The organism is Microvirga sp. Mcv34, assembly GCF_024519725.1.
Lineage (GTDB): Bacteria > Pseudomonadota > Alphaproteobacteria > Rhizobiales > Beijerinckiaceae > Microvirga.
In genome coordinates this window covers 1-25,732 of the sequence record NZ_JALJRK010000029.1, presented here as the reverse complement: position 1 = coordinate 25,732, position 25,732 = coordinate 1, and the positions used below count along the sequence as shown (strand labels likewise).

23 protein-coding genes are annotated in these 25,732 nt (G+C 64.5%); 18 read left to right on the top strand and 5 right to left on the bottom strand.

The genetic code is table 11. The features are described from left to right. Positions 1 to 38 precede the first annotated feature (38 nt). Positions 39 to 1,760, bottom strand: a complete 1,722-nt coding sequence (gene araD / locus OC446_RS16220) for an L-arabinonate dehydratase (protein WP_262030056.1) — start codon at positions 1,758 to 1,760, stop codon at positions 39 to 41. Positions 1,761 to 1,880: 120 nt separating this feature from the next. Next, positions 1,881 to 2,669: a FadR/GntR family transcriptional regulator gene (locus OC446_RS16215; RefSeq protein ID WP_262030055.1), complete on the bottom strand. Its 789-nt coding sequence runs from the start codon at positions 2,667 to 2,669 to the stop codon at positions 1,881 to 1,883. A gap of 352 nt (positions 2,670 to 3,021) precedes the next feature. Here OC446_RS16215 and OC446_RS16210 point away from each other — a divergent pair, with 352 nt between their 5' ends. The 11 genes from OC446_RS16210 (at position 3,022) to OC446_RS16160 (ending at position 14,908) form a co-directional block, all read left to right on the top strand. Then, positions 3,022 to 4,002, top strand: coding sequence for a Bug family tripartite tricarboxylate transporter substrate binding protein (locus OC446_RS16210; protein WP_262030054.1), 981 nt, complete (start codon positions 3,022 to 3,024; stop codon positions 4,000 to 4,002). 77 nt (positions 4,003 to 4,079) lie between these two features. Then, the gene (locus tag OC446_RS16205; RefSeq protein ID WP_262030053.1) at positions 4,080 to 5,018 is read left to right on the top strand and encodes a dihydrodipicolinate synthase family protein; all 939 of its coding nucleotides are present in this window, start codon (positions 4,080 to 4,082) and stop codon (positions 5,016 to 5,018) included. Positions 5,019 to 5,081: 63 nt separating this feature from the next. After that, the gene (locus OC446_RS16200; protein ID WP_262030052.1) at positions 5,082 to 6,539 is read left to right on the top strand and encodes an FAD-binding oxidoreductase; all 1,458 of its coding nucleotides are present in this window, start codon (positions 5,082 to 5,084) and stop codon (positions 6,537 to 6,539) included. Between the two features lie 270 nt (positions 6,540 to 6,809). After that, positions 6,810 to 7,451 (top strand): TetR family transcriptional regulator, encoded by a 642-nt coding sequence (locus OC446_RS16195; RefSeq protein ID WP_262030051.1) that lies wholly within the window; start codon positions 6,810 to 6,812, stop codon positions 7,449 to 7,451. A 120-nt stretch (positions 7,452 to 7,571) separates the two neighbouring features. Then, complete coding sequence (locus OC446_RS16190) at positions 7,572 to 8,378, top strand: ABC transporter permease (protein ID WP_262030050.1); 807 nt, start codon at positions 7,572 to 7,574, stop codon at positions 8,376 to 8,378. Between the two features lie 39 nt (positions 8,379 to 8,417). Beyond that, entirely contained in the window at positions 8,418 to 9,425 is a 1,008-nt protein-coding gene (locus OC446_RS16185) for an ABC transporter substrate-binding protein (RefSeq protein ID WP_262030049.1), read from the top strand. A 17-nt stretch (positions 9,426 to 9,442) separates the two neighbouring features. Continuing rightward, complete coding sequence (locus OC446_RS16180; protein ID WP_262030048.1) at positions 9,443 to 10,267, top strand: ABC transporter ATP-binding protein; 825 nt, start codon at positions 9,443 to 9,445, stop codon at positions 10,265 to 10,267. Positions 10,268 to 10,272: 5 nt separating this feature from the next. Then, a complete protein-coding gene (locus OC446_RS16175) occupies positions 10,273 to 11,646 on the top strand; it encodes an enolase C-terminal domain-like protein (protein ID WP_262030047.1) in 1,374 nt (457 codons plus the stop codon). 27 nt (positions 11,647 to 11,673) lie between these two features. Beyond that, positions 11,674 to 12,861, top strand: a complete 1,188-nt coding sequence (locus OC446_RS16170; protein ID WP_262030046.1) for a Gfo/Idh/MocA family protein — start codon at positions 11,674 to 11,676, stop codon at positions 12,859 to 12,861. After that, complete coding sequence (locus OC446_RS16165; protein ID WP_262030045.1) at positions 12,848 to 14,038, top strand: dihydrodipicolinate synthase family protein; 1,191 nt, start codon at positions 12,848 to 12,850, stop codon at positions 14,036 to 14,038. The genes OC446_RS16170 and OC446_RS16165 overlap by 14 nt, the downstream gene beginning before the upstream one ends. A gap of 3 nt (positions 14,039 to 14,041) precedes the next feature. After that, positions 14,042 to 14,908, top strand: a complete 867-nt coding sequence (locus tag OC446_RS16160) for a sugar phosphate isomerase/epimerase family protein (RefSeq protein WP_262030044.1) — start codon at positions 14,042 to 14,044, stop codon at positions 14,906 to 14,908. 74 nt (positions 14,909 to 14,982) lie between these two features. On the opposite strand, the gene OC446_RS16155 is transcribed toward OC446_RS16160, so the two are convergent. Both OC446_RS16155 and OC446_RS16150 read right to left on the bottom strand, forming a co-directional pair. Next, positions 14,983 to 16,095 carry an Ldh family oxidoreductase gene (locus tag OC446_RS16155; protein ID WP_262030043.1) on the bottom strand — a complete coding sequence of 371 codons (1,113 nt, stop codon included), beginning with the start codon at positions 16,093 to 16,095 and terminating at the stop codon, positions 14,983 to 14,985. Positions 16,096 to 16,172: 77 nt separating this feature from the next. Further along, on the bottom strand, positions 16,173 to 17,423 hold the full coding sequence (locus OC446_RS16150; RefSeq protein ID WP_262030042.1) for a Gfo/Idh/MocA family protein: 1,251 nt from the start codon (positions 17,421 to 17,423) through the stop codon (positions 16,173 to 16,175). Positions 17,424 to 17,785: 362 nt separating this feature from the next. Between OC446_RS16150 and OC446_RS16145 the strand changes: the two genes are divergently transcribed. The 6 genes from OC446_RS16145 to OC446_RS16120 all read left to right on the top strand — a co-directional run bounded on the left by OC446_RS16145 (position 17,786) and on the right by OC446_RS16120 (position 23,788). Continuing rightward, entirely contained in the window at positions 17,786 to 19,066 is a 1,281-nt protein-coding gene (locus OC446_RS16145) for an ABC transporter substrate-binding protein (protein ID WP_262030041.1), read from the top strand. Between the two features lie 87 nt (positions 19,067 to 19,153). After that, positions 19,154 to 20,095 (top strand): carbohydrate ABC transporter permease, encoded by a 942-nt coding sequence (locus OC446_RS16140; protein ID WP_262030040.1) that lies wholly within the window; start codon positions 19,154 to 19,156, stop codon positions 20,093 to 20,095. Continuing rightward, entirely contained in the window at positions 20,088 to 20,948 is an 861-nt protein-coding gene (locus OC446_RS16135) for a carbohydrate ABC transporter permease (RefSeq protein WP_410055084.1), read from the top strand. The genes OC446_RS16140 and OC446_RS16135 overlap by 8 nt, the downstream gene beginning before the upstream one ends. Before the next feature lie 10 nt (positions 20,949 to 20,958). Beyond that, the gene (locus OC446_RS16130) at positions 20,959 to 21,990 is read left to right on the top strand and encodes a Gfo/Idh/MocA family protein (RefSeq protein WP_262030039.1); all 1,032 of its coding nucleotides are present in this window, start codon (positions 20,959 to 20,961) and stop codon (positions 21,988 to 21,990) included. Continuing rightward, complete coding sequence (locus OC446_RS16125) at positions 21,990 to 22,868, top strand: SMP-30/gluconolactonase/LRE family protein (RefSeq protein ID WP_262030038.1); 879 nt, start codon at positions 21,990 to 21,992, stop codon at positions 22,866 to 22,868. Before OC446_RS16130 ends, OC446_RS16125 begins: the two co-directional genes overlap by 1 nt. 116 nt (positions 22,869 to 22,984) lie before the next feature. Continuing rightward, entirely contained in the window at positions 22,985 to 23,788 is an 804-nt protein-coding gene (locus OC446_RS16120) for an NAD-dependent epimerase/dehydratase family protein (RefSeq protein ID WP_262030037.1), read from the top strand. A gap of 94 nt (positions 23,789 to 23,882) precedes the next feature. On the opposite strand, the gene OC446_RS16115 is transcribed toward OC446_RS16120, so the two are convergent. Beyond that, positions 23,883 to 24,983, bottom strand: a complete 1,101-nt coding sequence (locus OC446_RS16115) for a Gfo/Idh/MocA family protein (RefSeq protein ID WP_410055083.1) — start codon at positions 24,981 to 24,983, stop codon at positions 23,883 to 23,885. Positions 24,984 to 25,290: 307 nt separating this feature from the next. Between OC446_RS16115 and OC446_RS16110 the strand changes: the two genes are divergently transcribed. Next, positions 25,291 to 25,732, top strand: a 442-nt coding sequence (locus OC446_RS16110; RefSeq protein ID WP_315986516.1) for an ABC transporter ATP-binding protein, incomplete at its 3' end; no start/stop codon positions are given.

The following is a 25,732-nucleotide window of genomic DNA, read 5'->3' as shown; positions in this document are numbered from 1 at the left end:
GCGCCGCGATGAGGCGGCACTGCCGGCCAGGGGGAGGATCAGTGGATCTCGGGCTCCGGCACGCCGCCGGATCCTTCGAGGAAGTCGAAGTCGCAGCCCTCGTCCGCTTGGCGGATGTGCTGGGCGAAGAGCTTGTTGTAGCCCCGCGGATAATCGCGCGGCGGCGGCGACCAAGTGCGCAGGCGATCCTTGATCTGCTCGTCGCTCACATGCAGGTGGATCGAACGGTTCGGCACGTCGACCGTGATGAGATCGCCGGTCCTGACGGCGGCCAGCGGGCCGCCGATATGCGCTTCCGGTGAGACATGCAGGATGCAGGCGCCGTAGCTGGTGCCGCTCATGCGTGCGTCGGAAATGCGCAGCATGTCGCGCACGCCCTGTCGCAGGAGCTTCTTCGGGATCGGCAGCATACCCCATTCCGGCATGCCTGGTCCGCCGATGGGTCCGGCATTGCGCAGCACCATGATGTGATCGGGCGTGACGTCGAGGTCGAGGTCGTTCACGGCCTTCGTCATCTCGTCGTAGGTGTCGAAGACGATGGCCGGCCCCGTGTGCTGCAGCAGGCGCGGCTCCGCCGCCGGCGGCTTGATCACGCAGCCCTTCGGGGCCAGGTTGCCGCGCAGGATGGCGGTGCCGCCGGAGGCCGCGATCGGCTTGTCGAGCGGGCGGATCACGTCGTCGTTGTAGACCGCCGCGCCTTCGAGGGCGTCGCGCAGGGTGCCGGTCACGGTGCGCTCGTCGAGATGCAGCATCGATGCGAGGCGGGACAGAAGGCCCCTGATGCCGCCGGCGATATGGAAGTCCTCCATCAGCCACTGGCCCGAGGGACGCACATTGGCGATCACTGGCACCTTCTGGGCGAAGTCGTCGAAATCCTGCAGTGAGACCTCGATGCCGGCGCGGCCCGCCATCGCCACGAGATGGATCATCGCATTGGTCGAGCCGGCGAGCGCGTTGTGAACCATCAGGGCGTTCTCGAACGAGCGCCGCGTGAGGATGTCGCTGGGCTTCAGGTCGTCCCACACCATCTCGACGATCTTGCGGCCGGTGAGGCTCGCCATGCGCGGATGGGCGGCGTCGACGGCCGGGATCGATGCGGCGCCGGGAAGGCTCAGGCCCAGCGTCTCGACGATGGACGTCATGGTGGAGGCGGTGCCCATGGTCATGCAGGTGCCGGGCGAGCGCGCGATGCCCGCCTCCATGTCGTTCCATTGCTGGTCCGTGATGGTGCCGGCTTCCTTCTCGGCCCAATACTTCCAGATGTCGGATCCGGAGCCCAGGATCGTGCCGGCATGGTGGCCGCGGATCATGGGGCCGGCCGGCATGAAGATCATCGGCAGGTTCATGCTGATCGCGCCCATGACGGTGGCGGGCGTGGTCTTGTCGCAGCCGCCCATGAGCACCGCCCCGTCGACCGGATGCGAGCGCAGGAGCTCCTCCACCTCAAGCGCGAGAAGATTGCGATAGAGCATCGTGGTCGGCTTGACGAAGTTCTCCGACAACGACAGGGCCGGCAGCTCGATGGGGAACCCACCCGCCTGCCAGACGCCGCGCTTCACGTCCTCGACGCGGGCACGGAAATGGGAATGGCAGGGATTGATGTCGCTCCAGGTGTTGATGATCGCAATCACCGGCTTGCCCATGAAGTCTTCCCGGGCATAGCCCATCTGAAGCGTCCGGGACCGATGCCCGAAGGAGCGCAGATCGGTGACGCCAAACCAGCGGTAGCTTCTCAACTGTTCGGGCGATCGCTTGGCCATTCCTGTTTCACTCCCCGCGCCTAGAGGCGCAAAAGCCATATGTCATACAACTTTGAAAAGTGGTCGCCGTTTTAGGGGCGGCTGTCAAGTGCAACCGTCCCTTTTGCCCGGCGTGTCTGTTCAGGCCTTGGCGGCGGAGCGGACCCTGACGGCCTTGGGAGCAGGCTTGTCGGATGCCTGCAGGATCCGGGCCGAATAGCGATTGCGGCTGTTGGCCAGATGCGCGCGCATCATTGCGGCGGCGAGGTTGGAGTCGCCCATGGCGATGGCGTCCCGGATCGCCCTGTGCTCGCGCTCGATCACGCTGAGATAATCGCGCTGGCGCTGGTCCGTGCCGACCGGGTCCGTCTGGCCCGAGCGGCGGGGAACGGCGAACTCGCCGAGGAAGTCCAGGAAGCGCGCGAAATAGGGGTTCTTGGTGGCGCCCGCCAGGATGCGGTGGAATTCGAGATCCGCCGCGATGCCGTAATCCTCGCCCTTGGTGATGTTCTCCAGGGCCCGGTCGAGCGCCGCCATCTCCTCGTCGGTGCGGCGCACGGCGGCCAGCGACGCGGCCTCCACTTCCACGGCGAGACGCAGTTCCAGCATGGCCAGGATGTCGTCCACCTCGCCGTTGCTCAGGGACGCGAAGAAATCCGATTTCGGCGGGGGCGGGAGCACGAAGGCGCCGGCGCCTTGTCGGGTCTGGACGAGCTTCGCGGCCTTCAGCGCCGCGACGGCCTCGCGCACCACGGTCCGGCTGACGCCAGCGGCCGCCGCGAGTTCGGCCTCGGTCGGTAAACGATCGCCCGCCTGCAGCCGTCCTTCGGCGATCTCGCGGGAGATCGCTTCCGCCAGATCGCTCACGAGGTTGCGCTTGCGGGCGACGGTGTTGAGGGACAGGTCGGAGAGGAAGGAGCGTTCGTTCATGGAGCCGTTGATGCCTCTTGCAAGGCGTTGAGAATGAAAGATGCCTGGTTGCTGCTTCCAATCGGTTCGGAAGCGATCCGCCAAGTCCGCACCGGGGTCCGGAGCTTTGGCCGGCCCCACGGGTGATGTGCCCGATCCGGCAGGCCCACTTGTCGTATGTCTCACTACCTTGCCGGCATCTCCCAAGTCAAAAGAAATTGTTATTACAGCAACTTTCGTCAGTGGAAAGCCGCCATAGCAGGACGAGTGTGCACCGATGCACCACGCTTGTCAAAATTTGTATGTTGCCATACAAGATATGTCGCAGGTTCCAGCGCCTCAGTTCAATAAGATGGAATCAGGGAGAGAACGCATGAAGTCATGGCTCGCCGCGATCGGCCTTTCGCTCCTCGGCTCGGGGGCCGGGTTCGGCTCCGCACAGGCGCAGGGCACCGACTGGCCCCAGAAGCAGGTCACGATCGTCGTGCCTTTCGGTCCGGGCGGCACGACCGACCTGTTCGCCCGCCTCGTGGCCGAGCAGCTTCATGCGAAATACGGCAAGCCCTTCATCATCGAGAACCGCCCCGGCGCCGGCGGCAATATCGGCACGACGGCGGTCGCCAAGGCCGCGCCGGACGGCCACACGCTCCTCGTCGGCACGGTGAGCACGCACGCGATCAACCCGTTCCTCTACAAGAACCTTCCCCACGATGCCGAAAAGGACTTCATTCCGATCACCGGCCTCGCCAAGCTCCCCAATCTCCTGGTGGTGAACCCCAAGATCCCGGTGAAGACCTTTGCGGAATTCGTCGACTACGCAAAGCAGAACCCCGGCAAGCTGAATTACGGCTCGTCCGGGGCGGGAACCTCGCAGCATCTGGCGGCCGAGCTGTTCCAGCTCAAGACCGGCGCCAAGATGACCCATGTGCCGTTCCGCTCATCCCAGGACATCGTCAACGGCCTCATCGGTGGCCATATCGATCTCGCCTTCGACAACATGACCATCGCCTGGCCGCAGGCGCAGGGCGGAACCGTGCGGGCGCTCGCCGTCACCAGCCCCGAGCGCAGCCAGCAGGCGCCCGAGATCCCGACCGTCGCCGAAACGCTGACCGGGTTCGATGCCACTTCCTGGAACGGGCTGTGGGCACCGGCCGGCACCCCGCAGGCCATCGTCGATACCATCGCGGCCGATGTGAAGACTATTCTCGAGAAGCCCGAGATCCAGAAGAAGGCGGCCGAAATGGCCTCGGTCACGGCGGCGATGACGCCGAAACAGTTCGCCGACTACATCCGGAGCGAGCGGCAGAAATGGTCCGAGGTCGTCAAGACCGTCGGCATCCAGATCGGCCAGTGAGAACCTACCCTTGAAGAATGCGGCCGGGCCATGCCTCGCCCGTGCAGAACCGTCCTGAAACCAGCGAGACAATATCCATGCTGACGACCATCGACACCTCTCACCTCGCCCGTTCCGTTCTGGCGGTTCCGCCATTCGCCCTGACGGGCGATTTCGAGATCAACCGGGAGGCCAACGCGAAGCTGATCCGCCATCTCGAAGCCGGCGGCGTGTCGACCCTGCTCTATGGCGGCAACGCCAATGTCCATAACTGGCCGGTGTCCAAATTCGCCGAATGGCTCGACAGCCTCGAGGAATCGGTGGCCGAGAGCACGTGGCTGATCCCGTCGGTCGGGCCCGATTGGGGCAAGCTCGTCGACGAGGCGGCGATCCTGAAGTCGCGCCGCTATCCCGTCGCGATGGCGCTGCCGATGATCGCCCCGCAGACCCCCGAGGGCGTCGTGCGCGGGCTGCGGGATTTCGTGGATCGTTCCGGCGTTCCGCTGATCGTCTACATCAAGACCGATCAATACGTGCCCGCGAAGGCGATGGCGAAGCTCGTGGAACAGGGCGCCGTCTTCGGCATCAAGTACGCCGTCCCGCGCGCCGACCTGACGCAGGATTCCTACCTGCAGGAGCTGATCGACGCAGTCGGCGCGGAGCGCATTGTCAGCGGCTTCGGCGAGCCGCCGGCGCTGCCGCATCTCACGCATTTCAACCTTGCCGGCTTCACGGCGGGCTGCGTCTGCATCGCGCCGCATCTGTCCATGGCCTTCCTCCACGCGCTGAAGCGCGGCGACGAGGCCGAGGCGCGGCGCCAGCTGGAGGCCTTCATGCCCCTCGAAGCCCTGCGCGAGCGCCACAATGCGATCCGGGTCCTCCACACCGCCGTGTCCCTGTCGGGCGTGGCCGATATGGGCCCGATCCTGCCGCTCCTCACCGAGGCCGACCCGGCGGTTCATGGCGACATCCGGGAGGCCGCCAAGGCGCTCCTCGCGGCGGAAATGACCGCTCGACAGCAGGCCGCGGCTGCGTAATCTGGCCGGCATCATCGGTCGACCGGCCTCGCGCCGGCAGCATGCAAGGCGTCTGTGAACTCTATGCCTGAAATCCAAACCGATCTCCTGGGCGCGCTCTCCGCGCGCCTGGGAGCCAAGCACGTCATCGCCGATCCCGCCGGGATGGAGAGCTATCTCGTCGAGGAGCGGAAGCTCTATCGCGGCAAGGCCCTGGCGGTGGTCCGCCCCGGCAGCACCGAGGAGGTCGCCTTCGTGGTGCGGGAATGCGCCAAGGCGAAGGTCGCCGTGGTGCCGCAGGGTGGCAATACGGGGCTCGTCGGGGGAGGGGTGCCGCATACGGGCATCGTCCTGTCGCTCGCTCGTCTCGACCGCATCCGCGAGGTCAATCCCTTCAACGCCACCATGACCGTCGAGGCCGGGTGCATCCTGAAGATCATTCAGGAGGCGGCGGAAAAGGTCGATTGCATCTTCCCGCTCTCGCTGGCGTCCGAAGGATCCTGCCGGATCGGCGGCAACATTGCGACCAATGCCGGCGGCGTGAACGTGCTGCGCTACGGCAATACCCGCGAACTCGTGCTCGGGCTCGAAGTCGTCCTCGCCGACGGGCGGATCTGGAACGGCTTGAAGAGCCTGCGCAAGGACAACACCGGCTACGACCTGAAGAACCTGTTCATCGGTTCGGAAGGCACTCTCGGCATCGTCACGGCGGCGGTGCTGAAGCTCTTTCCGAAACCGAAGACCCGCGTGGTCGCCTTCGTCGGCTGCGCCTCGCCCCATGCCGCCCTCGATCTCTTCGAGGGCCTGCGCCAGACCCTGGGCGACGAGCTCACGGCCTTCGAGTTCATGCCGCGCTTCGCCCTGGATATCGTGCTCAGGCATGCACCCGGCGCCGTCCACCCCCTGAGCGGCGATCATGCCGCCTATGCGCTGATCGAAGTCGCGTCGCCCGATCCCGATCTCGACCTGCCCGCGCTTCTGGAGAAGGCTCTCGGGGCCGCCTTCGAGAAAGGCACCATCGAGGACGCGACCATCGCCGTGAGCGAGGCCCAGAACGCGGCCCTCTGGCACCTGCGCGAAAGCCTCTCCGACGTGCAGGGGCTCGAAGGTGGTTCGATCAAGCACGACGTTTCCGTGCCGGTGTCGGACGTGGCGGATTTCATCGTCGCGGCGAGCCGGGCCTGCGAGGAGGCCCTGCCCGGAATCCGCGTCTGCGCCTTCGGCCATTTCGGAGACGGCAACATCCATTTCAACCTGACGCAGCCCGTCGACATGGAGAAGGCGCTTTTCCTGGCCCAATGGGAACGCTTCAACCGCATCGTCCACGACATCGTCCACGCCATGAACGGATCGATCTCCGCCGAGCACGGAATCGGCCTCATCAAGCGCGACGAGCTGATCCGCTACAAGGACCCGGTGGCGCTCGACCTGATGAAGACCCTGAAGCAGGCCCTCGATCCGCAGAACATCCTCAACCCCGGCAAGGTCGTCGCCCTGGAAGGCGATCTTCCGCCGGCCCTGCCGATGGGCAGCAAGGCATAGAGAAGAGGTCGAATGATCAAACTCTCACCTCATCCTGAGGAGCCTGCGGAGCAGGCGTCTCGAAGGATCATCCAGCACGCACTGGAGGCGCCCTGATCCTTCGAGACGGAGCTGAAGCTCCTCCTCAGGATGAGGGCTCAGGGAAAGATCACGCCATGCACCGCAATCCTGGGTCGAAAAGCCTTATTCCCCACGGCCGTTTCGTTTTGATGCCGATTGCGCTAACAACATTGGGCCAGCCACCGCCGGCCCGCAGACAACTGGAGCTTCATGAACGTCCCCGCCGTCAGCAAGCAAGCCGTTCGAGACGCCGAGGCGACGAAGCGGCGGATCCTCGATGCGGCGACGGCCGAGTTCGCCGGTCATGGCTATGGCGGGGCGCGGGTGGACCAGATCGCGGAAGCGGCCCGCACGAACAAGCGCATGCTCTACTATTATTACGGGAGCAAGGAGGCGCTGTTTCTCGCGACCCTCGAAGCGGCCTACGACCATATCCGCGCCGCTGAGCGCGAGCTGCATCTGGAGGAGCTGTCGCCCTTGCAGGCGCTCGAGGAGCTCGTGCGTTTCACGTGGAACTATTTCGTTCAGTATCCCGAGTTCATGATGCTGCTCAACGCGGAGAACCAGCATCACGCCAAGCACCTGAAGCAATCCACCCGGGTGCACACCATGAACTCCCCGGTCATCGAGACCATCGGGGTCATCCTCAAGCGGGGCGAAAAGGCCAAGACCATTCGCCCCGGCATCGATCCGGTGCAGCTTTACGTCTCCATTGCCGGGCTCTGCTACTTCTACCTGTCGAACGTCTACACCCTGTCCGTGGCCTTCGGCCGCGAGCTTCTGTCCCCGCCGGCCATGAAAGAGCGCATCGACCACGTGGTCGATTTCGTCCTGGCGGGCGTGCGCGCCTGAAAATTCCAAAGAGCGCTTGACATGTCCGACAACCGGGCATCTAATTAACCAGATAGTTACATAGAGCGGCTGAAGCCGCCTGCAAATGCCCTTTGGAAACGCCCTTGAGGAAGACGCTGCATGACGTCGAAGCTCGCGCGCGCCAGTCAAAATCTGCTGAATTCCGCCTGGATCAAGCCTTTCGGGCTTCTCATTCTCACGGTCGTGCTCTGGGACCTCACGGTCCGGATCTTCGCGATCCCGGCCTATCTGATCCCGCCCCCAAAGGACGTGGCCGTGGCCTTCTGGAACGAGGGCGGCATGCTGCTCCGAGAGGCCATTCCCACGACAACGGCCACGCTCGGCGGGTTCATCCTCTCGGCCCTGTTCGGCATCCCGATCGCCATGCTTATCGCGGGCTCGCGGACGGTCGAATCCTACGTCTATCCGCTGCTCGTCTTCTCGCAGTCGATTCCGAAGGTCGCGGTGGCGCCGCTCTTCGTGGTGTGGTTCGGATTCGGCATGGCCCCGAAGGTGATTTCCGCGTTTCTTCTCGGGTTCTTTCCCGTGGTCGTCGCCGGCGTGCAGGGCTTCAAATCGCTTGATCCCGAGATGCGCGATCTCGTGCGCTCCATGAAGGCTTCGCGCCTGCAAGCCTTCACCATGGTCAACCTGCCGTACGCGCTGCCGGCGATCTTCGCGGGACTGAAGGTTTCCGTCACGCTCGCCGTTGTCGGCGCCGTCGTCGGTGAATTCGTCGGCGCCAATTCCGGCATCGGCTTCGTGCTCCAGCGCTCCATCGGTAATTTCGAGCTGCCGACCATGTTCGCGGCTCTCGTCATCCTGGCGCTGATCAGCGTCATCCTCTTCTGGATCATCGATCTCATCGAACGTCTCACCGTGCCGTGGCACGCCAGCCAGCGGCATGATTTTGCAGCAACCGCCTGACCATAACGGCGGGGCCCACAACACAAGCGGAGGAAGTCCATGAAGAAGCGTACGTTCCTGAAAGCCACCCTTTTTGCCGCCACCGCTCTCATGCCGTTCGTGTCGCTGCCGGCGCAGGCCGCGGACAAGGTCGTGCTGATGCTCAACTGGTATGTCTATGGCGAGCACGCGCCGTTCTTCTACGGCAAGGAGAAGGGGCTTTACGCCGCCGAAGGCATCGATCTCGAAATTCAGGAAGGGCGCGGATCGGCCGTCACCGTGCAGGCGGTGGCCGCCAAGACCGTGGACTTCGCCTATGCGGACGTTCCGACCATGATCCGCGCAGCGGTCAAGGGCGCGCCCGTCACGTCTCCGGGCGTCCTGCTGCAGAAGAACCCGATGTCGGCAATGGGCTTCTCCGAGAAGAACATCCGCAAGGCCGAGGACCTGCGCGGCAAGACGGTGGCGACGACACCGGGCGATTCCATGTCGCAGATCTGGCCGCTCTTCCTGAAGAAGGCGGGCCTCAAGGAAAGCGAGATGCGCATCGTCTCCGGCGACGCGCAGACGAAGCTCAACGCGGTCATCAACGGTCAGGCCGACGTGCTGCTCGGCTACGTGATGGACCAGAGCATGAAGATCAAGGACGCGACGGGCAAGGACGTCACGCCGGTCATGTTCGCGGATTACGGCGTCAACCTCGTGTCCTCTGGCATCATCGCCCACAAGGATACGTTGAAGGACAAGGCCGATCTCGTGCGCCGCTTCATGAGCGCGACCACCAAGGCCATCGAGGGCGCCGAGAAGGCCCCGGCCGAGGCCACGCAGGCGGTGCTGAAAGCCCTGCCGAAGGCGGGCAAGCCCGACACGCTGCAGGAAGGTTTCGAGCTGACGATCCCGCTCTACCGCACGGAAGAGACGAAGAACCAGCGCCCGTTCAACGTCACCGACGCCAACATGGCCGAGACGGTGAACCTGCTCATCGAGTACGGCGGTCTCGACCCGTCGGCGAAGGAGAACCCCAAGGCGTTCTACACCCGCGACTTCCTGCCCAAGGCCACGCAGTGAGCAGGACCGCGCACGCCATGGCACATCTTCGTGTCATACCGAGCCATGAGCCGAAGAGCGAGGCGTCCGCGCCTCGCAACATGATCGAGATCCGCAACCTCGCGAAAACCTATCGCACCCGGGGCGGCGATGTTCCGTCCCTGCGGCCGATCAACCTCGACATCACCGACGGCGAGTTCGTCGCCGTGGTCGGGCCCTCGGGCTGCGGCAAGTCCACGCTCCTGAAGCTCGTGGCCGGCCTCATCCCGCCGACCGAAGGCGAGGTGCAGATCGGCGGCGTCGCCGTGCGCGAGCCGCCGGACGACGTCGGCATCGTGTTCCAGAGCCCGGTGCTGCTGCCCTGGCGCTCGGTGCTGCGCAACGTGATGATGCCCGTGGAGGTGCGCAGGCTCGATCGGGAGAGCCATCTCACCCGCGCCCGCAAGCTCCTGTCCATGGCGGGGCTCGAGGATTTCCAGAACAAGTATCCCTGGCAGCTCTCCGGCGGCATGCAGCAGCGCGCCGCCATCTGCCGGGCCCTGGTGCATGATCCGAAGATCGTGCTCATGGACGAACCCTTCGGCGCTCTCGACGCCATGACGCGCGAGCGCATGAACCTCGAACTGCAGCGCATCCACCACGAGACCGGCAAGACGATCCTGCTCATCACCCACTCGATCCCCGAGGCGGTGTTCCTGGCCGACCGCGTGGTCGTGATGTCCGAGCGACCAGGCGCGATCGCCGCCATCTATGACGTGACGCTGCCGCGCCCGCGCAACCTGGATGTCATGGGGCATCCGACCTTCATCGAGCTCACGCAAAGGATCCGCGGTCACTTCTATGCCCGCGGCCACTTGGACTGAAGACCATGTCAGGCACCCGGCTTCGCATTGTTGAGATCCAGACCTTCGAGCGTCCCATGCGCTTCGCGCGGCCGTTCCGGTTCGGCCTCGTGACCGTCGACGAGGCGCCTCAGGCCTTCGTGCGGGCCGTGGTCGAGGTGGAGGGCGCCGGGACCGCCACGGGCGTTACGGCCGAGATGATGATGCCGAAATGGTTCGACAAGAACCCGGCCAAGTCTCCGCAGGATACGATCGCCGATCTGAAGGCGAGCCTTGATGAGGCCGCCGGGAACTACGCCCAATCTCAGGATTGGGACACGGCCTTCGGCCATCATGCGCGCGGCTTCTCGGCCCAGAAGATGTGGGCCGCCGATCACGGGCTGCCGGGCCTCGTCGCCTCCTACGGGCCCGCGCTCATCGACAAGGCCGTCGCCGATGCGCTCCTCAACGTGCTGAGGCTCGACTTCGCCGAAGGCCTGCGCCGCAACGTCTTCGGCATCGACGCACGGCAGACGCCGGATCTTGCGGAAGAGCGCATCCGGTCCTTCCTGGCGGACGTCCGGCCGGTCGGCGACGTGCAGTTGCGGCACACGGTCGGCCTGCTCGATTCCCTCGACGGCGCCGGCGGGCTCGAGGACGAGATTCGGCTCGCCAACCTGAAGCTCTTCAAGATCAAGATCGGCGGCGATGTCGAGGCGGACATCGCGCGTCTGGCGGCCATCCACGATCTCCTGTCGCGGCACGTCCCCGATTACCGCGCCACTCTCGATGCAAACGAGCAGTACGATCCGCCGCGCCTACGGGTTCTGCTCCAGGCCCTGAGCGGCGGCGCGCTGCGGGCGTTCCGCGATCACCTTCTCTATATCGAGCAGCCCTTCGACCGGGCCGGCACCTTCGCCGCGCCGCTGGATGATCTCGCCGGCGAGATCCCGTTCATCATCGACGAGGCGGATGGCGATTACGATTCCTTCCCGCGCGCAGTCGCGCTCGGCTATCGCGGCGTGTCCTCGAAAGCCTGCAAGGGGTTCTACAAGTCCGTGCTGAACGCCGTGCGCGTGTCGGTTCTGAACGAGGCGCAGCCAGCCCGGTTCTTCGTCTCCGCCGAGGATCTCACCTGCCAGGCGGGGCTCGGCATCCAGCAGGACACCGCGCTCGTCGCAACGCTCGGCCTGACCCACGCCGAGCGCAACGGGCACCATTACGTCGAGGGCTTCGGCCCCGCACAGGCTGCGGAGGCGGCGCGCTTTCTGGCCGCGCATCCCGATCTCTACCGGAAGCGCGGCGACCGGATCGGCCTCGCTTTCGAGCGCGGCTCGCTTCCGACCGCTTCGCTCCTGTCTGCTCCCGGCTTTGCCAGCGGCGCCGAACCCGACTGGAGCAGTCTCATTCCGCTCGCCTAAAACCATCTTTGATAGGGGACATTCATTATGGCACAGCGCAGATTAGGCATCGTGATGCACGGCATCACCGGCCGCATGGGCATGAACCAGCACCTCATCCGTTCCGTCGCGGCCATCCGCGCCCAGGGCGGCGTGACGCTCTCGGACGGATCGAAGGTGCAGCTCGATCCCATCCTGGTCGGACGCAACGCGGACAAGATCCAAGAGTTGGCCAAGACCTACGGCATCGACCGCTGGACGACTGATCTCGATGCAGCCATCGCGGATACGAACGACGAAATCTTCTTCGACGCGGCGACGACCCAGATGCGGCCGACCCTGCTGGAGCAGGCGATCAATGCCGGCAAGCACATCTATTGCGAGAAGCCGATTTCCACGAACCTGCCGGAGGCCCTGAAGATCGTCCGCCTCGCCCGCGAGAAGGGCGTGAAGAACGGCACCGTGCAGGACAAGCTGTTCCTGCCGGGTCTTCAGAAGCTGAAGATGCTGCGCGATTCCGGCTTCTTCGGCCGCATGCTCTCCGTGCGCGGCGAGTTCGGCTATTGGGTGTTCGAAGGCGATTGGGGCCAGCCGGCGCAGCGCCCGTCCTGGAACTACCGTTCCGAGGACGGCGGCGGCATGATCCTCGACATGGTCTGCCACTGGCGCTACGTGCTCGACAACCTCTTCGGCGAGGTGCGCTCGGTCTCCTGCATCGGCTCGACGCATATTCCGGAGCGCGTGGACGAGAAGGGCAAGACCTATCAGGCCACCGCGGACGACTCGGCTTACGCCACGTTCATGCTCGACGGCGGCGTGATCGCCCATATCAACATGTCCTGGTGCACCCGCGTCTATCGTGACGATCTCGTCACGTTCCACGTGGACGGAACGCACGGCTCGGCCGTCGCCGGCCTCACCGATTGCGTGATCCAGCCGCGCCAGGCCACGCCGCGCCCGGTCTGGAACCCGGACCAGAAGCAGACCATCGACTTCTACGACACCTGGCAGCCGGTGCCCGACAACGTGGTCTACGACAACGGCTTCAAGACCCAGTGGGAGATGTTCGTCCGCCACGTGGTCGAGGATGCGCCCTACAAGTACACGCTGGTGGAAGGCGCCAAGGGCGTCCAGCTCGTGGAATGCGCGCTCGAGAGCTGGCGCGAGCGCCGCTGGGTCGACGTGCCGCCGCTGAACGTGGGCGCCGCGAAGGAGAAGCAGCATGAACCGGCCTGAGTCCATCAGCGCCCTGTCGATCCGCCTGCCGCAGACGGATCGCAGCCTTGAGTCTTATCAGCTCTCCGCGCCGAAATCCTTCCCCGAGAAGGCGAGCGGACCGATGAACCGCATCGCGTTCTCGGCCGCCCACGTGGTCGCCGATCCGCTCGCCGATGCGGATCCGTGGCTGCAGGCCACCATCGACTGGGACAAGACCATCGCCTATCGCGAGCGCCTGTGGGATCTCGGTCTCGGCGTCGCCGAGGCGATGGATACCGCGCAACGCGGTATGGGCCTCGACTGGCCGACCTCTCTCGAACTGATCCGCCGTTCGGTTGGCGCCGCCAAGGCGCGGGGCGATGCCCTGGTGTTCTCCGGCGCCGGCACGGACCACCTCGCGCCCGAGGCGGCGCGCAGCATCGACGACGTGATCCGCGCCTACGAGGAGCAGTTCGCCGCCATCGAGGCGGTGGGCGGGCGCATCATTCTGATGGCCTCGCGGGCTCTCGCGCGCGTCGCCAAGTCGCCGGACGACTACGTCAAGGTCTACAACCGGATCCTCGGCCAGGCGAAGGAGCCCGTGATCATTCACTGGCTCGGCGACATGTTCGATCCGGCGCTGGCGGGCTATTGGGGCACGGGCGATCTCGATGCCGCCATGGACACGGCCGTGTCGATCATCAACGACAACGCGTCCAAGGTTGACGGAGTCAAGATCTCGCTCCTCGACAAGGACAAGGAAATTGCCATGCGCCGCCGCCTCGACGAGCGCGTGCGGATGTATACGGGCGACGACTTCAACTATGCCGAGCTGATTGCCGGCGACGATCAGGGCTATTCGCACGCGCTGCTCGGCATCTTCGACGCTATCGCGCCAGCGGCTTCGTCCGCTCTCGTGAGCCTGGCGGCCGGTAATCTCGACGCGTTCCACGAGACGCTCGCGCCGACCGTTCCGCTCTCCCGGCACATCTTCCGGGCGCCGACGCGGTTCTACAAGACCGGCGTGGTGTTCATGGCCTATCTCAACGGCCATCAGGACCACTTCACCATGGTGGGTGGACAGGAGAGCGCGCGCTCGACCCTGCATCTGGCCGAGCTCTTCCGCCTGGCGGACAAGGCCGGCCTGCTGCGGGATCCGGACCTCGCGGTGGAGCGCATGCGCGCAGTCCTCGCCACGCGTGGCGTGGAGGCGTGACGCATGCGTGACTTTTCCGGCGATCACCGCGCCCTGTCGATCAACACCGCGACGGTGAGAAAGCAGGGCGATCTCGTGGCCATCACGGAGGCCTGCGCGAGAGCCGACATCAAGGCGATCTCGCCCTGGCGCGACCAGGTGGCGCATGTCGGCCTCAACCGGGCCGTGGCGGCCGTGAAGGACGCGGGGCTCGAACTCTCCGGCTATTGCCGCGGCGGCATGTTCCCGGCCGATGCGGCACGCCTGCAGGAAGCCACCGACGACAACCGCCGCGCGGTGGACGAGGCCGTCGCGCTCGGGGCGCCCTGTCTCGTGCTCGTCGTCGGCGGCCTGCCGCAATATTCGCGGCCGGGCTCTCCCGTATCGAAGGACATCGAGGCCGCCCGCGCCATGGTCGACGATGGCATCGCGACCCTGCTCGACTATTCCCGTCAGGCCGGACTCCCGCTCGCCATCGAGCCGCTGCACCCGATGTATGCGGCGGATCGCGCCTGCGTGAACACCATGCGCCAGGCGCTCGACATCTGTGACCGGGTCGATCCGGAGCGGACGGGCATGCTCGGCCTCGCGGTCGACGTGTATCACGTCTGGTGGGATCCGGAGCTGAAGGAGCAGATCCGGCGCACGGGCCAGGATCGGCTGCTCGCCTATCACGTCTGCGACTGGCTTGTGCCCACCACGGATTTGCTGCTCGACCGCGGCATGATGGGCGACGGCGTCATCGACCTGCGTGGCATCCGTCAGGAGGTCGAGGCGGTCGGTTTCGCGGGCTATTCGGAAGTCGAGATCTTCTCGGAAAACAATTGGTGGAAACGGCCGATGGAGGAGGTGCTCGCCACCTGCATCGAGCGTCACCGCACGGTCGTCTGAGAAGACGCCCGTTCGATCTTTGACATCGTGTCTTTGAACATTGGCTCCCGCCTACGGGCGGGAGCCGCAAACCGTCACGCGGCCATGGCGGCTTGCAGCAGATAGGGCGCGCCGGCCGCTTCCGCGATTTCCCGGATCTTCACCTGCAATGTCTCGGGGACCGGGATACCCTTGGCGAGCCGCTCCTCACGGGCTGTCCATTCCGGTTCGCCCGGTATCAAAACCGGTTCGTCCTCACGGACGGGCTTCGTGGCATGGAGGGTATCGACGATCACCTCCACGTCCGCCTGGAATTCATCGAACGGCCTGAAGGCGGCCGGGTTCAGGGCCATGAAGAAATGGCCGATATTGTCGGGATCGGACGATTTCTGCGTCCGGTTCCTGACCGGCGAGAAGGATGCGCCGGAGAGGGTGCCCGACAGGATCTGGGCGATCAGTCCAAGCCCGTATCCCTTATGGCCTCCCATGTCGCTGCCGTCGCCGCCGATGGGCGTGAGGCCGCCCTCGTGCCCATCGAAGATCTGGCGAAATGCCCTATTGGAATCGGTAACCGGCTCGCCTTGCCCGTCGATCACCCATCCGCTCGGAAGCTCCTTGTCCTGGAGGGCATAGACCTTCACCTTGTTGGCCGCCACGACGCTGGTGGAAATGTCGAGGCAGATATCCGGATGAGACCCCGCCGGGACCGCGACCGCGATCGGGTTCGTACCGAGCACGCGCTCGACACCGTTCGTCGGCACGACGGAGATGACGCGGGTCGTGGAGGAGACAATTCCGATCAGCCCGCGTTCCGCCGCCATCGTGGCGTAATAGCCGGCGGCGCCGAAATGGTGGGAATTGAACACCGAGACGGTACCGACATCATGCGCCAGCGCCTTCTCGATGGCGAGGTTCATGCCCATCAGGGCGGCGGGATGGCCGAGCCCTGCTCCGCCGTCGATCAGGGCCGTGCTCGCGCTCTGCCGGACGATCCTGGGTTCGGCCTGAAGCCGCAACTGCCCGGCTGTCTGCATCTGGGCATATTGCGTGAGCATCGAGATGCCGTGCGAGTCGATGCCCCGCAGGTCCGTCTCGACCATCACCTCGGCCGTCAGGCGCAGCTTGTCCTCATCCATGCCCCAGGCTCGGAGGATCGCCTCGATCTGGGCGCGAATCACGTCCGCCGAGAAGTTCTCGCTCGCGACCATGGCCAATGCTTTCGTTCCATCAATTCGGCTGCTCCAAGGAGCCGGTGAGGAGGTGGCTTGCGCCACCTCCGTCGAGATCAGGCCGCGATGGCCTGCGCCGGATCGAGCAGCTTCGAGACGCTGACCCTCTGGCCGGTCTTCGCGCTCTGGAGCGCCGCGACGCCGCACAGGACCGACATGGCGCCGGCGCGCGAGCCGGCGCGCTGGTTCAGCGGATCCGGCGTATCGGGCTTGAAGAGCATGTCCTGCAGCTTCGGGTCGCCGCCGAAATGCCCGCCCGGCTCATGCGGGACCTTGATGGTCTCCGCGCCGCCGAAATTCCGCACCAGCAGGATCTCGTCGTGCTCCGGCGTCTCCCAGGGCTGGCGCTCGAACTGGCGCATCTGAATGCGTCCCTTGGTGCCGTCGAAGGCGATGAAGTGGCCCTCGATCGGCATGTAGGTGTTCACCGAATAGGTGACCTGCACGCCCTTCTTGTAGCGGATCATGGCCGACATGGTGTCGGGGATGTTGATCTCCTCGCGGAACACGCAGGCGTCGCGCACATAGCCGTCCTCGCGCGAGGGATCCTCATAGAGGGCTTCGAGCCAGGGATCCTGGCTGATGTCCATGTAGTAGTCGCAATAGCTGGCATGCGGGCAGGTCTTGCAGCGCTCGCCCCGGAAGGGACCGGCCTTGCCGTATTTGCGCAGGCTCGCGAGGGCGAACACGTCCTCCGGGTCGTCGTCCAGGTACCAGTTCATCAGGTCGAAATGGTGCGTGCTCTTGTGCACGAACAGGCTGCCGGAATTCTCCTCGACGGCGTGCCAGCGCCGGAAATAGTCGGCCCCGTGCTTGTTGTCGAGGAACCAGTGGAAATCGATGGAGGTGACGTCGCCGATCACGCCCGAGTTCAGGAGCTCCTTGATCTTCCGAACGGTCGGGGCGTAGCGGTAATTGAAGGTTACGTCGACACGCTTGCCCGTGCGCTTCTCGGCATCGAGGATGCGGCGCACCTTCTCGGCCGTCGTCGTCATCGGCTTCTCGGTAATCACGTTCACGCCGGCTTCGAGCGCCCGCACGATCATCTCGTCGTGATTTGAATCCCGTGTGCAGATGATCACCGTATCCGGCTTGACGGTCGCGATCATCTCCTGGGCGTCGGCGTAGATGGGAGCATCGATCCCCAGGAAGCCCCGGGCGCGCTCGGCGCGAAGCCTGTTGATGTCGCACAGGGCCACGATCTCGACGAAGTCGCCGTAACCCTTGACGACGTTGATGCCCCACATGCTCGTGCCGCGATGGCCTGTGCCGATGAGGGCAATGCGTTTCCTGTTGGCGCGGTCCATTCTCTTGGGTTCTCCTGCTGCTTCGCTCTTGAGGTTCATTGAGCGATTAATTTGTCAGACAAATAAGAGCTTCAGCCGTCGGCAAACCAGAGGGGAGGTCTCTTCTCAGTCTGATTATTCCTAGGGAAGCTTCGGAAAGAAAGCTTAGATCGCCAAATTACATCATACAACTGGTTGACATACAACCGTTCTAAATTTTAGCTTCATGTCGGAGGGCGACATGAGGAAAACCGCCAGCGTAGCGGAGGAGCCAGGAGCCAAAACCTCGGCGCGACGCAGGCCAAAGACAAGAACAGTCGCCCAGTGAGAGCCAATAGGTCCGGGTGGCCGCCTAGGCGGCGCCCAAGAGGGAGATACGCCACATGAAACATGACCTTAATCGTAGGACTCTGCTGAAGGCGGCCCTCGGGTCCGCCGGCCTCAGCGCCCTGGGCAACCTTCCGGCCTTCGCGCAGGACGCGCGCATTCGCCTGTACTGGTGGGGCTCCAAGGAGCGCGCCGACCGCACGTTGAAAGCGGTCGCGCTCTATCAGGAGCGGAACCCGGGCGTGAAGATCGACGGCGAGACCCTGGCTTGGGGCGATTACTGGCCCCGGCTCGCCACCCAGGCGGCTGGCCGCAACGCTCCCGATCTGATCCAGATGGATTACCGGTACGTCGCGGAATATGCGCGTCGCGGCGCCCTGATGCCGCTCGACGAGTTCATGGGCAAGTCGCTCACCATCGGCGATTTCGACAAGGCCTCCCTCGACAGCTGCAAGGTCGACGGCAAGCTCTACGGCATCAATATCGGCAATAACTCGAATGCCCTGATCTACAACAAAGCCGCTTTCCAGAAGGCCGGCGTGCCCGAGCCGATCGACGTGACCTGGGACAAGTTCTTCGAACTCGCTGCCGCCGTCACGAAGGCGCATAACGGTGAATATTTCGGAACATCGGATGGAAGCTCCGAAGAGACCGCCTTTGAGAACTGGCTGCGCCAGCGCGGCAAGGCGCTCTACACGGAAGACGGCAAGCTCGGCCTGACCGAGCAGGATGCGACCGACTGGTTCGCCATGTGGGCCAAGGCGCGCGAGACGAAGGCCTGCCCGCCGGCCGACCTGCAAGCGCTCGACAAGAACAACATCGAGACGAACCTGCTGACCCAGGGCCGCGCGGCCTGTGCGTTCAACCACTCGAACCAGTATGTCGGCTATCAAGTTCTCAACAAGAACCCGCTCGGCATCACCATGTATCCACAGGGCGCGGGCCCGAACCCCGGCCATTATCTCAAGCCATCGATGATGTGGAGCATCTATGCCCGCTCCAAAGTGGCTGAACAGGCGGTGAAGTTCGCCAACTTCACCGTGGAGGACGTGGACGGCGCGAAGGTCCTCGGCGTGGAGCGCGGTGTGCCCGCCTCACCCAAGGTCCGCGATGCGGTCTCGGCGGATCTCGACGATATGGGCAAGCTCGTGGTGGGCTTCATCGCTCACGTCACGCCCAAGGTCGGGCCGATTCCGCCCGCTCCGCCGAAGGGTGCCGGTGAGATCCAGACGATGCAGCGCCGCATTGCCGAGCAGGTCGGCTTTGCGCGCCTGTCTCCGGCCGACGGCGGTAAGCAGTATGTCAGCGAAGCCCAGGCCATTCTGAGCCGCGCCTGACGCGACCGCCTTCTGACTCACCAGGCCGACCCAGCCGAACCGGGTCGGCCTGCCCGTCTATCATGACATTGCTGTGAGCCATTCCGTATGACAACAACTGCTCAAATCCCTTTGACGATCAGCGAGCCGGAGAAGCGCAGCAGGCGCCGCGGAAGCTTGTCCCGGACGCTCGTCTCCTATTCGTTTCTCGCGCCCTGGCTCATCGGCTTTCTCGGGCTGACCCTCGGCCCGACGCTCGCATCCCTTTATCTGTCCTTCACCAATTTCGACCTGCTGCAGGATCCGCAGTTCATCGGATTGGCCAATTACCAGCGCATCGTCACCAATGACGTGAAGTTCTGGCACTCCATGCAGGTGACCTTCACCTACGTCGTCATGGCGGTGCCGCTGAAGCTCGCCTTCGCGCTCGGCCTCGCGATGGTGCTCAACCGCGGCATCGCCGGCCTGCCCCTGTACCGCGCTCTTTTCTATCTGCCCTCGCTGCTCGGCGCGAGCGTCGCCATCGCGGTGCTCTGGCGCCAGCTCTTCGCCAAGGACGGCCTCGCCAACGTGGCTCTGGGCCTCTTCGGCATCGAGGGGCCGAGTTGGATCTCCGATCCGAACTACTCGCTCTATACCCTGGTCCTGCTCAGCGTCTGGCAGTTCGGCTCGCCGATGATCATCTTCCTCGCCGGCCTGCGCCAGATCCCGCCGGACGTGTACGAGGCCGCGAACATCGACGGCGCGAACAAGGTGCAGCAATTCTTCAAGATCACCCTGCCGCTGCTCACGCCGGTGGTGTTCTTCAACGGCATCGTGCAGACCATCGACGCCTTCAAGGCCTTCACGCCGGCCTTCATCATCAGCGAAGGCACCGGCGGTCCGATCGACTCGACCCTTTTCTACACCCTGTACCTGTATCAGGAAGGCTTCGCCTATTTCCGCATGGGATACGCGTCAGCTCTGGCATGGATCCTGCTGATCATCATCGCCAGCTTCACCGCCTTCTCGTTCCTCACCTCTCGCTACTGGGTCCATTACAATGACTGATGCTGCAGCAACGACGCAGAATGTCGGCGGCGCCCGCTCGCTTCTGTACCATGTGATCCTGTGCGCCGTGTCTCTGGTCATGCTCTATCCGCTGCTCTGGATGCTCGCGAGCAGCTTCAAGCCCGACGACGAGATCTTCGGCAACGCCTCGCTGTGGCCGGACAGCTTCACCATCGACGCGTATATCCGCGGTTGGAGCGGCCTGACGGTGAGCTTCGGAACCTTCTTCTGGAACTCGCTGGTGATCGCGGTGCTGAGCGTGATCGGCAACGTGATCTCCTGCTCGCTGGCGGCCTATGCCTTCGCGCGCCTGAAGTTCCCGCTGAAGAATTTCTGGTTCGCCCTCATGCTCGGCACGCTGATGCTGCCATACCACGTGACCCTGATCCCGCAATACGTGCTGTTCCTGAACCTCGACTGGGTGAACACCTTCCTGCCGCTGGTGGTGCCGAAGTTCCTAGCCGCGGACGCCTTCTTCATCTTCCTGCTCTACCAGTTCTTCCGCGGCATCCCGCGCGAGCTCGACGAAGCGGCGATCATCGATGGAGCCGGCCCCTGGCGCATCTTCTGGAGCGTCATGCTGCCCCTGTCGGTGCCGGCCCTGGCCACGGCGGCGATCTTCACCTTCATCTGGACCTGGGACGACTTCTTCGGCCCGCTGATCTACCTGAACGACGCGAGCCAGTACACGGTCCAGCTCGGCCTGCGCACCTTCGTGGATTCGACGGGCAAGTCCGACTGGAGCGCCCTGTTCGCCATGTCGGTGGTCGCCCTGATCCCGGTCCTGCTGTTCTTCGGGATCTTCCAGCGTCTGCTGATCGAAGGCATCGCGACCACGGGTCTCAAGGGTTAGGATCGAGCGAATGTCATCATCCGGTATTCGCTTTTCCGTGATCGGCATCAACCACAACCACATTTTCGGCCAGGTTGATGCCCTTCTCGGCGCTGGGGCCACGTTCGTGTCCTTCTTCGCACGAGAGGACGACCTCGCGGCGTCCTTCGCGGAGCGCTATCCGCAGGCGGAGCGCGTTCACGACGCCCGCCGCATCCTGGAGGACGACGGCATCGCCCTCGTGCTGAGCGCCGCGATCCCGAAGGATCGCGCGCGGATCGGCATCGAGGTCATGCGTCGCGGCAAGGACTACATGGTCGACAAGCCCGGCATGGTCACGCTCGAGGAACTGGCCGAAGTGCGCCGGGTCCAGCAGGAGACGGGGCGCATCTATTCGATCTTCTACTCGGAGCACTTCAACAGCCGCGTCACCGACAAGGCCGGCGAACTGATCCGCGATGGGGCGATCGGCAAGGTGGTGAACACCCTTGGCCTCGGCCCGCACCGGCTCAATGCGCCAAGCCGCCCGTCCTGGTTCTTCGAGAGGGAGGCCTATGGCGGCATCCTGACTGACATCGCGTCCCATCAATGCGAGCAGTTCCTGTTCTATACGGGCGCGAAGGACGCGGAAGTCACCTACGCGATGGTAGCCAACCGCAACAATCCTCGGACACCGGGCCTGCAGGATTTCGGCGAGATGACGCTCCGGTCGAATGACGCCACCGGCTATATCCGCGTGGACTGGTTCACCCCGGACGGCCTGCCGATCTGGGGCGACGGGCGCGTCATGGTCGTCGGGACGGACGGCTATATCGAGATGCGCAAATACATCGACATCGCCGGGCGCGAGGGCAAGGATCACCTCTTCCTCGTGGACAGGACCGGCACGCGCCATCTCGACTGCTCCGGTGAAGACCTGCCCTATGGGCGGAATCTTCTCAACGACGTGCGCGATCGGACCGAGACGGCCATGGGCCAGGAGCACTGCTTCAAGGCCATGGAGCTGACCCTCGAGGCGCAGGCTCTGGCGGAAGCGGCGCCAGCCGGGCAGGGGGCCCGCTGATGCTCGCATTCCGCCTGCTCAAGGATGTGCGTTGCGGCATCGGCGAGAGCCCGGTCTGGGACGATCGCCGCAAGGTCCTGTTCTTCGTCGACATCAAGGCTCCGGCCATCCATTCCATCCGGCTCGACGGCACGGAGCATCGCACCTGGACGATGCCGAAGGTCGTCGGCTCCATCGGGCTCGGCGCCAGCGGCCGCCTGGTGGTGGCGCTCGAGCGCAGCATCGCGGTCTTCGATCCGAATGCTGAGAGCCTCGACATCCTCGCGGAACTCCCCGGCGAGCCCTCTTGGCACCGGCTGAACGACGGAAAGGTCGGGCCCGACGGCGCGTTCTGGGTCGGGTCCATGGACGACCGGCCGCAGAAGGAACCGCGCGGCTCGCTCTATCGCGTCGACGGGCGCGGCCGAGTGACCCGCGTGCTCGAGCATGTCTGCCTCGTGTCGAACGGTCTCGCGTGGTCGGCCGACGGCCGCACCATGTTCCATTCGGATTCCCGCGGCCCCTGGATCGACCGCTACGACTTCGAGCCTTCCTCGGGACGTCTCGCGAACCGGGCGCGCATCGCCACGCTTGACGAAACCAGAGGGCGGCCCGATGGCGGTGCCTGCGATGCGGAAGGGTTTTACTGGAGCTGCGGCGTGTCCGCTGGACGGCTGAACCGTTTCTCGCCCACGGGAGAGATCGTGGAAACCCACCCGGTTCCCGTGCCCGCTCCCACCATGCCGTGCTTCTGCGGCGACGATCTGAGGACGCTCGTGGTCACGTCCCTCAAGCCGGACGATCCGGGCGTCCTGGCCTCCGCCCCGCAATCCGGGAGCCTGTTCATCGCATCGTCGCCCGTGACGGGCGCGCGAATCGCCCGGTGGGCGGACGCCTGACTGCCGGTTCCGCCGCCGCCCCACCTCGCGACGGCGGATCGGACACTCGTCCATGCCTGAAAATTCATCATATATCCGATAAATTAGACGTCGATCATCAGCACCGCGGACCTGCCATGACCTCGAAACGAATCCTGATCACCGGAGCCGCCGGCCGCCTAGGAACGATCCTGCGCCAATCGCTGGCCGGACGCTGCGAGTTGCTGCGGCTGTCCGACATCGTGCCCATGGAGGAAGCGGGGCAGGGCGAGCAGATCGTGCCCTGCGACCTTGCCGATGCGGCTGCCGTTCGGCTGCTGTGCGAAGGCGTGGATGCGATCATCCATCTCGGCGGCATCCCCCATGAGACGGACTGGGCGGAGATGTTGCGAACCAACATCGCGGGTACCGTGAACCTGTATGAAGGCGCCCGGCTTGCCGGCGTCGACCGCGTGCTTTTCGCGAGCAGCAACCATGCCACAGGCATGTATCCGAACGACAGGACGCTGTCCGGCGACAGCCCGCCCCGTCCCGATTCACGCTACGGCCTGACCAAGGCCTTCGGTGAGGATCTGGCGGCGCTTTATGCCTACAAGCACGGCATCCGCAGTCTTTGCCTGAGGATCGGATCGTGCCTGCCGAAGCCGGACAACCGGCGCGCCTTGTCCACGTGGCTGTCTCATGAGGATTTCGTCCGCCTGATCGAGGTGGGCCTGACCGCCGATTACGTCCACGAGATCGTCTACGGCGTCTCGCGCAACACCCGCTCCTGGTGGGACAATTCCGCCGCCTATCGCCTCGGTTACGAGCCGCTGGACAATGCGGAGATCTATGCCGCGGAGGTCGAAAGCATCGAGCTCAAGGCGGAGCTTGCCCGAAGCTATCAGGGCGGAAACTTCGTGCCGGAGGAGTTCACGAGCCGCAGGGAATGGCTGGGCTGAGTTGTCGCCGGTCAATCGACCGCTGCGCTGGCTGAAGCAATAAATAGGCCGGAGCGCCGCGCGAGCGCTCCGGCTTTTCACATACGACCAGGGATCAAGCCCGGGCCGCGTAGCGCAGGATGTCGGCGCCTTTGTTCGCAAGGCTCCAGTTCGCATAGCGCGGATGGTCGGGACCGACGTGCAAGCTCTGCGGACGCTCGGTCTCGATGGATTGATAGAACGCCGTCAGCAGCTCCAGCGAGCGGCGCGCATCGGCCAGGGTGATGGGAAGCGCGCCACCCGTGACGAGCGCCTCGTGATAAGGGGCGAACAATCCCTCGAAGCGCGTCGGAACGAAGGTCCATCCCTCGAAGGCCTGATCGATTTTCGCCTGAACCTCGGGCGATGCGGGGATGATCTTCCAGGGATCGTCGCCGGGCGCATAGGGCTTCTGGCTGCTCTCGAAGGTCACGTTCTCGAAGCAGAAGCGCAGGCGGCTGATCTCATCCTGCGAGCCGAGCGTCGCCGCCGTGGAGGCGAGGGCGCCGTTCTGCATCTCCAGGCTGCCGACGACGCAATCCTCCACCTCGATGTCGTTCACGCGCGTCGCCGCGCGGGCGAACACGGATTTCACCGGGCCCATGATGAAGGTGAGAAGGTCGTGCAGGTGAATCGCATGGGTGACGAGAACGCCGCCGAGCTCGGTTTCCCAACGCCCGCGCCAGGGATTGTCGTAGTACTTCGCGGTGCGCTTCCAGAACACCTCGACGGAAGCGAGGTAGGGCTTGCCGGCGATGCCCTGGTCGATGATGTGCTTGGCCTTCATGATGCCGTTGCCATAGCGGTACTGGAAGATCGGCAGCACACGGCCCTTGGACTGCTTCTCGGCTGCGATCACCTTGTCCACGTCCGCCACGGAGCCGACGAGCGGCTTCTCGCAGACCACGTTCTTGCCTGCGGCGAGCGCCGCCAGGATCTGTTCGAGATGGACCGCCGGAGGCGTGCAGACATCGACGATGTCCACATCCTCCATCCGGAGAACTTCGCCGAAATCCTTGGTCCGCCGCGCGATGCCGAACTCGTCGCCGATGCTCGCCAGGCGCTCGTCGTTGAGATCGCAGATGGCGACCACGCGGAACTTGTCCGGATGAGCCGCATAGGAAACAATGTGGGTGCGGCCGATTCCACAACCGACGACCGCAACGTTCTTGATCATGAGCGCTCTTCTCCCTTGGCTCCGGGCCATGCGGGCCGTCCGGAGCTTGACGATGCAAAACGGCTCCTGCGCGTGAGGGCAGACGGATCTGCGATGGGGCGACAGCGACTCATTGTGGCTGAGCTTCAGGAACCGTAATCTTCGCGATGCAACGTCACTCCGGCTTGCATGTCAAGATTTGTCGTGCAACATGATATGTGCTTAACTTGATCAAGCCGTAAAAACGCATACCTTAGCGTAGCCGCATCAAGGTTCTGCAGGGCACCCTGAGAGTGCCGCGAACGCACAAAGTTTTGGAGGAAGCCCCGTGGCCTCAGTTGAGATCCGCAACATCCGCAAGAATTTCGGAACGGTACCGGTCATTCACGGCGTGTCGATCGATATCCAGGACGGGGAGTTCGTGATCCTCGTCGGGCCGTCGGGCTGCGGCAAGTCCACCCTGCTGCGCATGATCGCCGGCCTGGAGAGCGTCTCCGGCGGCGAGCTGCGCATCGGCCCCAAGGTGGTCAACGACGTGCCGCCCAAAGAGCGCGACATCGCCATGGTGTTCCAGAATTATGCGCTCTATCCGCACATGACGGTCGCCGACAACATGGCCTTCTCGCTCAAGCTCAAGAAGGCGCCCAAGGCAGAGATCAAGTCCCGCGTCGACCGCGCCGCCGAGATCCTCGGCCTCGGCAAGCTCCTTGACCGCTATCCCCGCCAGCTCTCCGGCGGCCAGCGCCAGCGCGTCGCCATGGGCCGGGCCA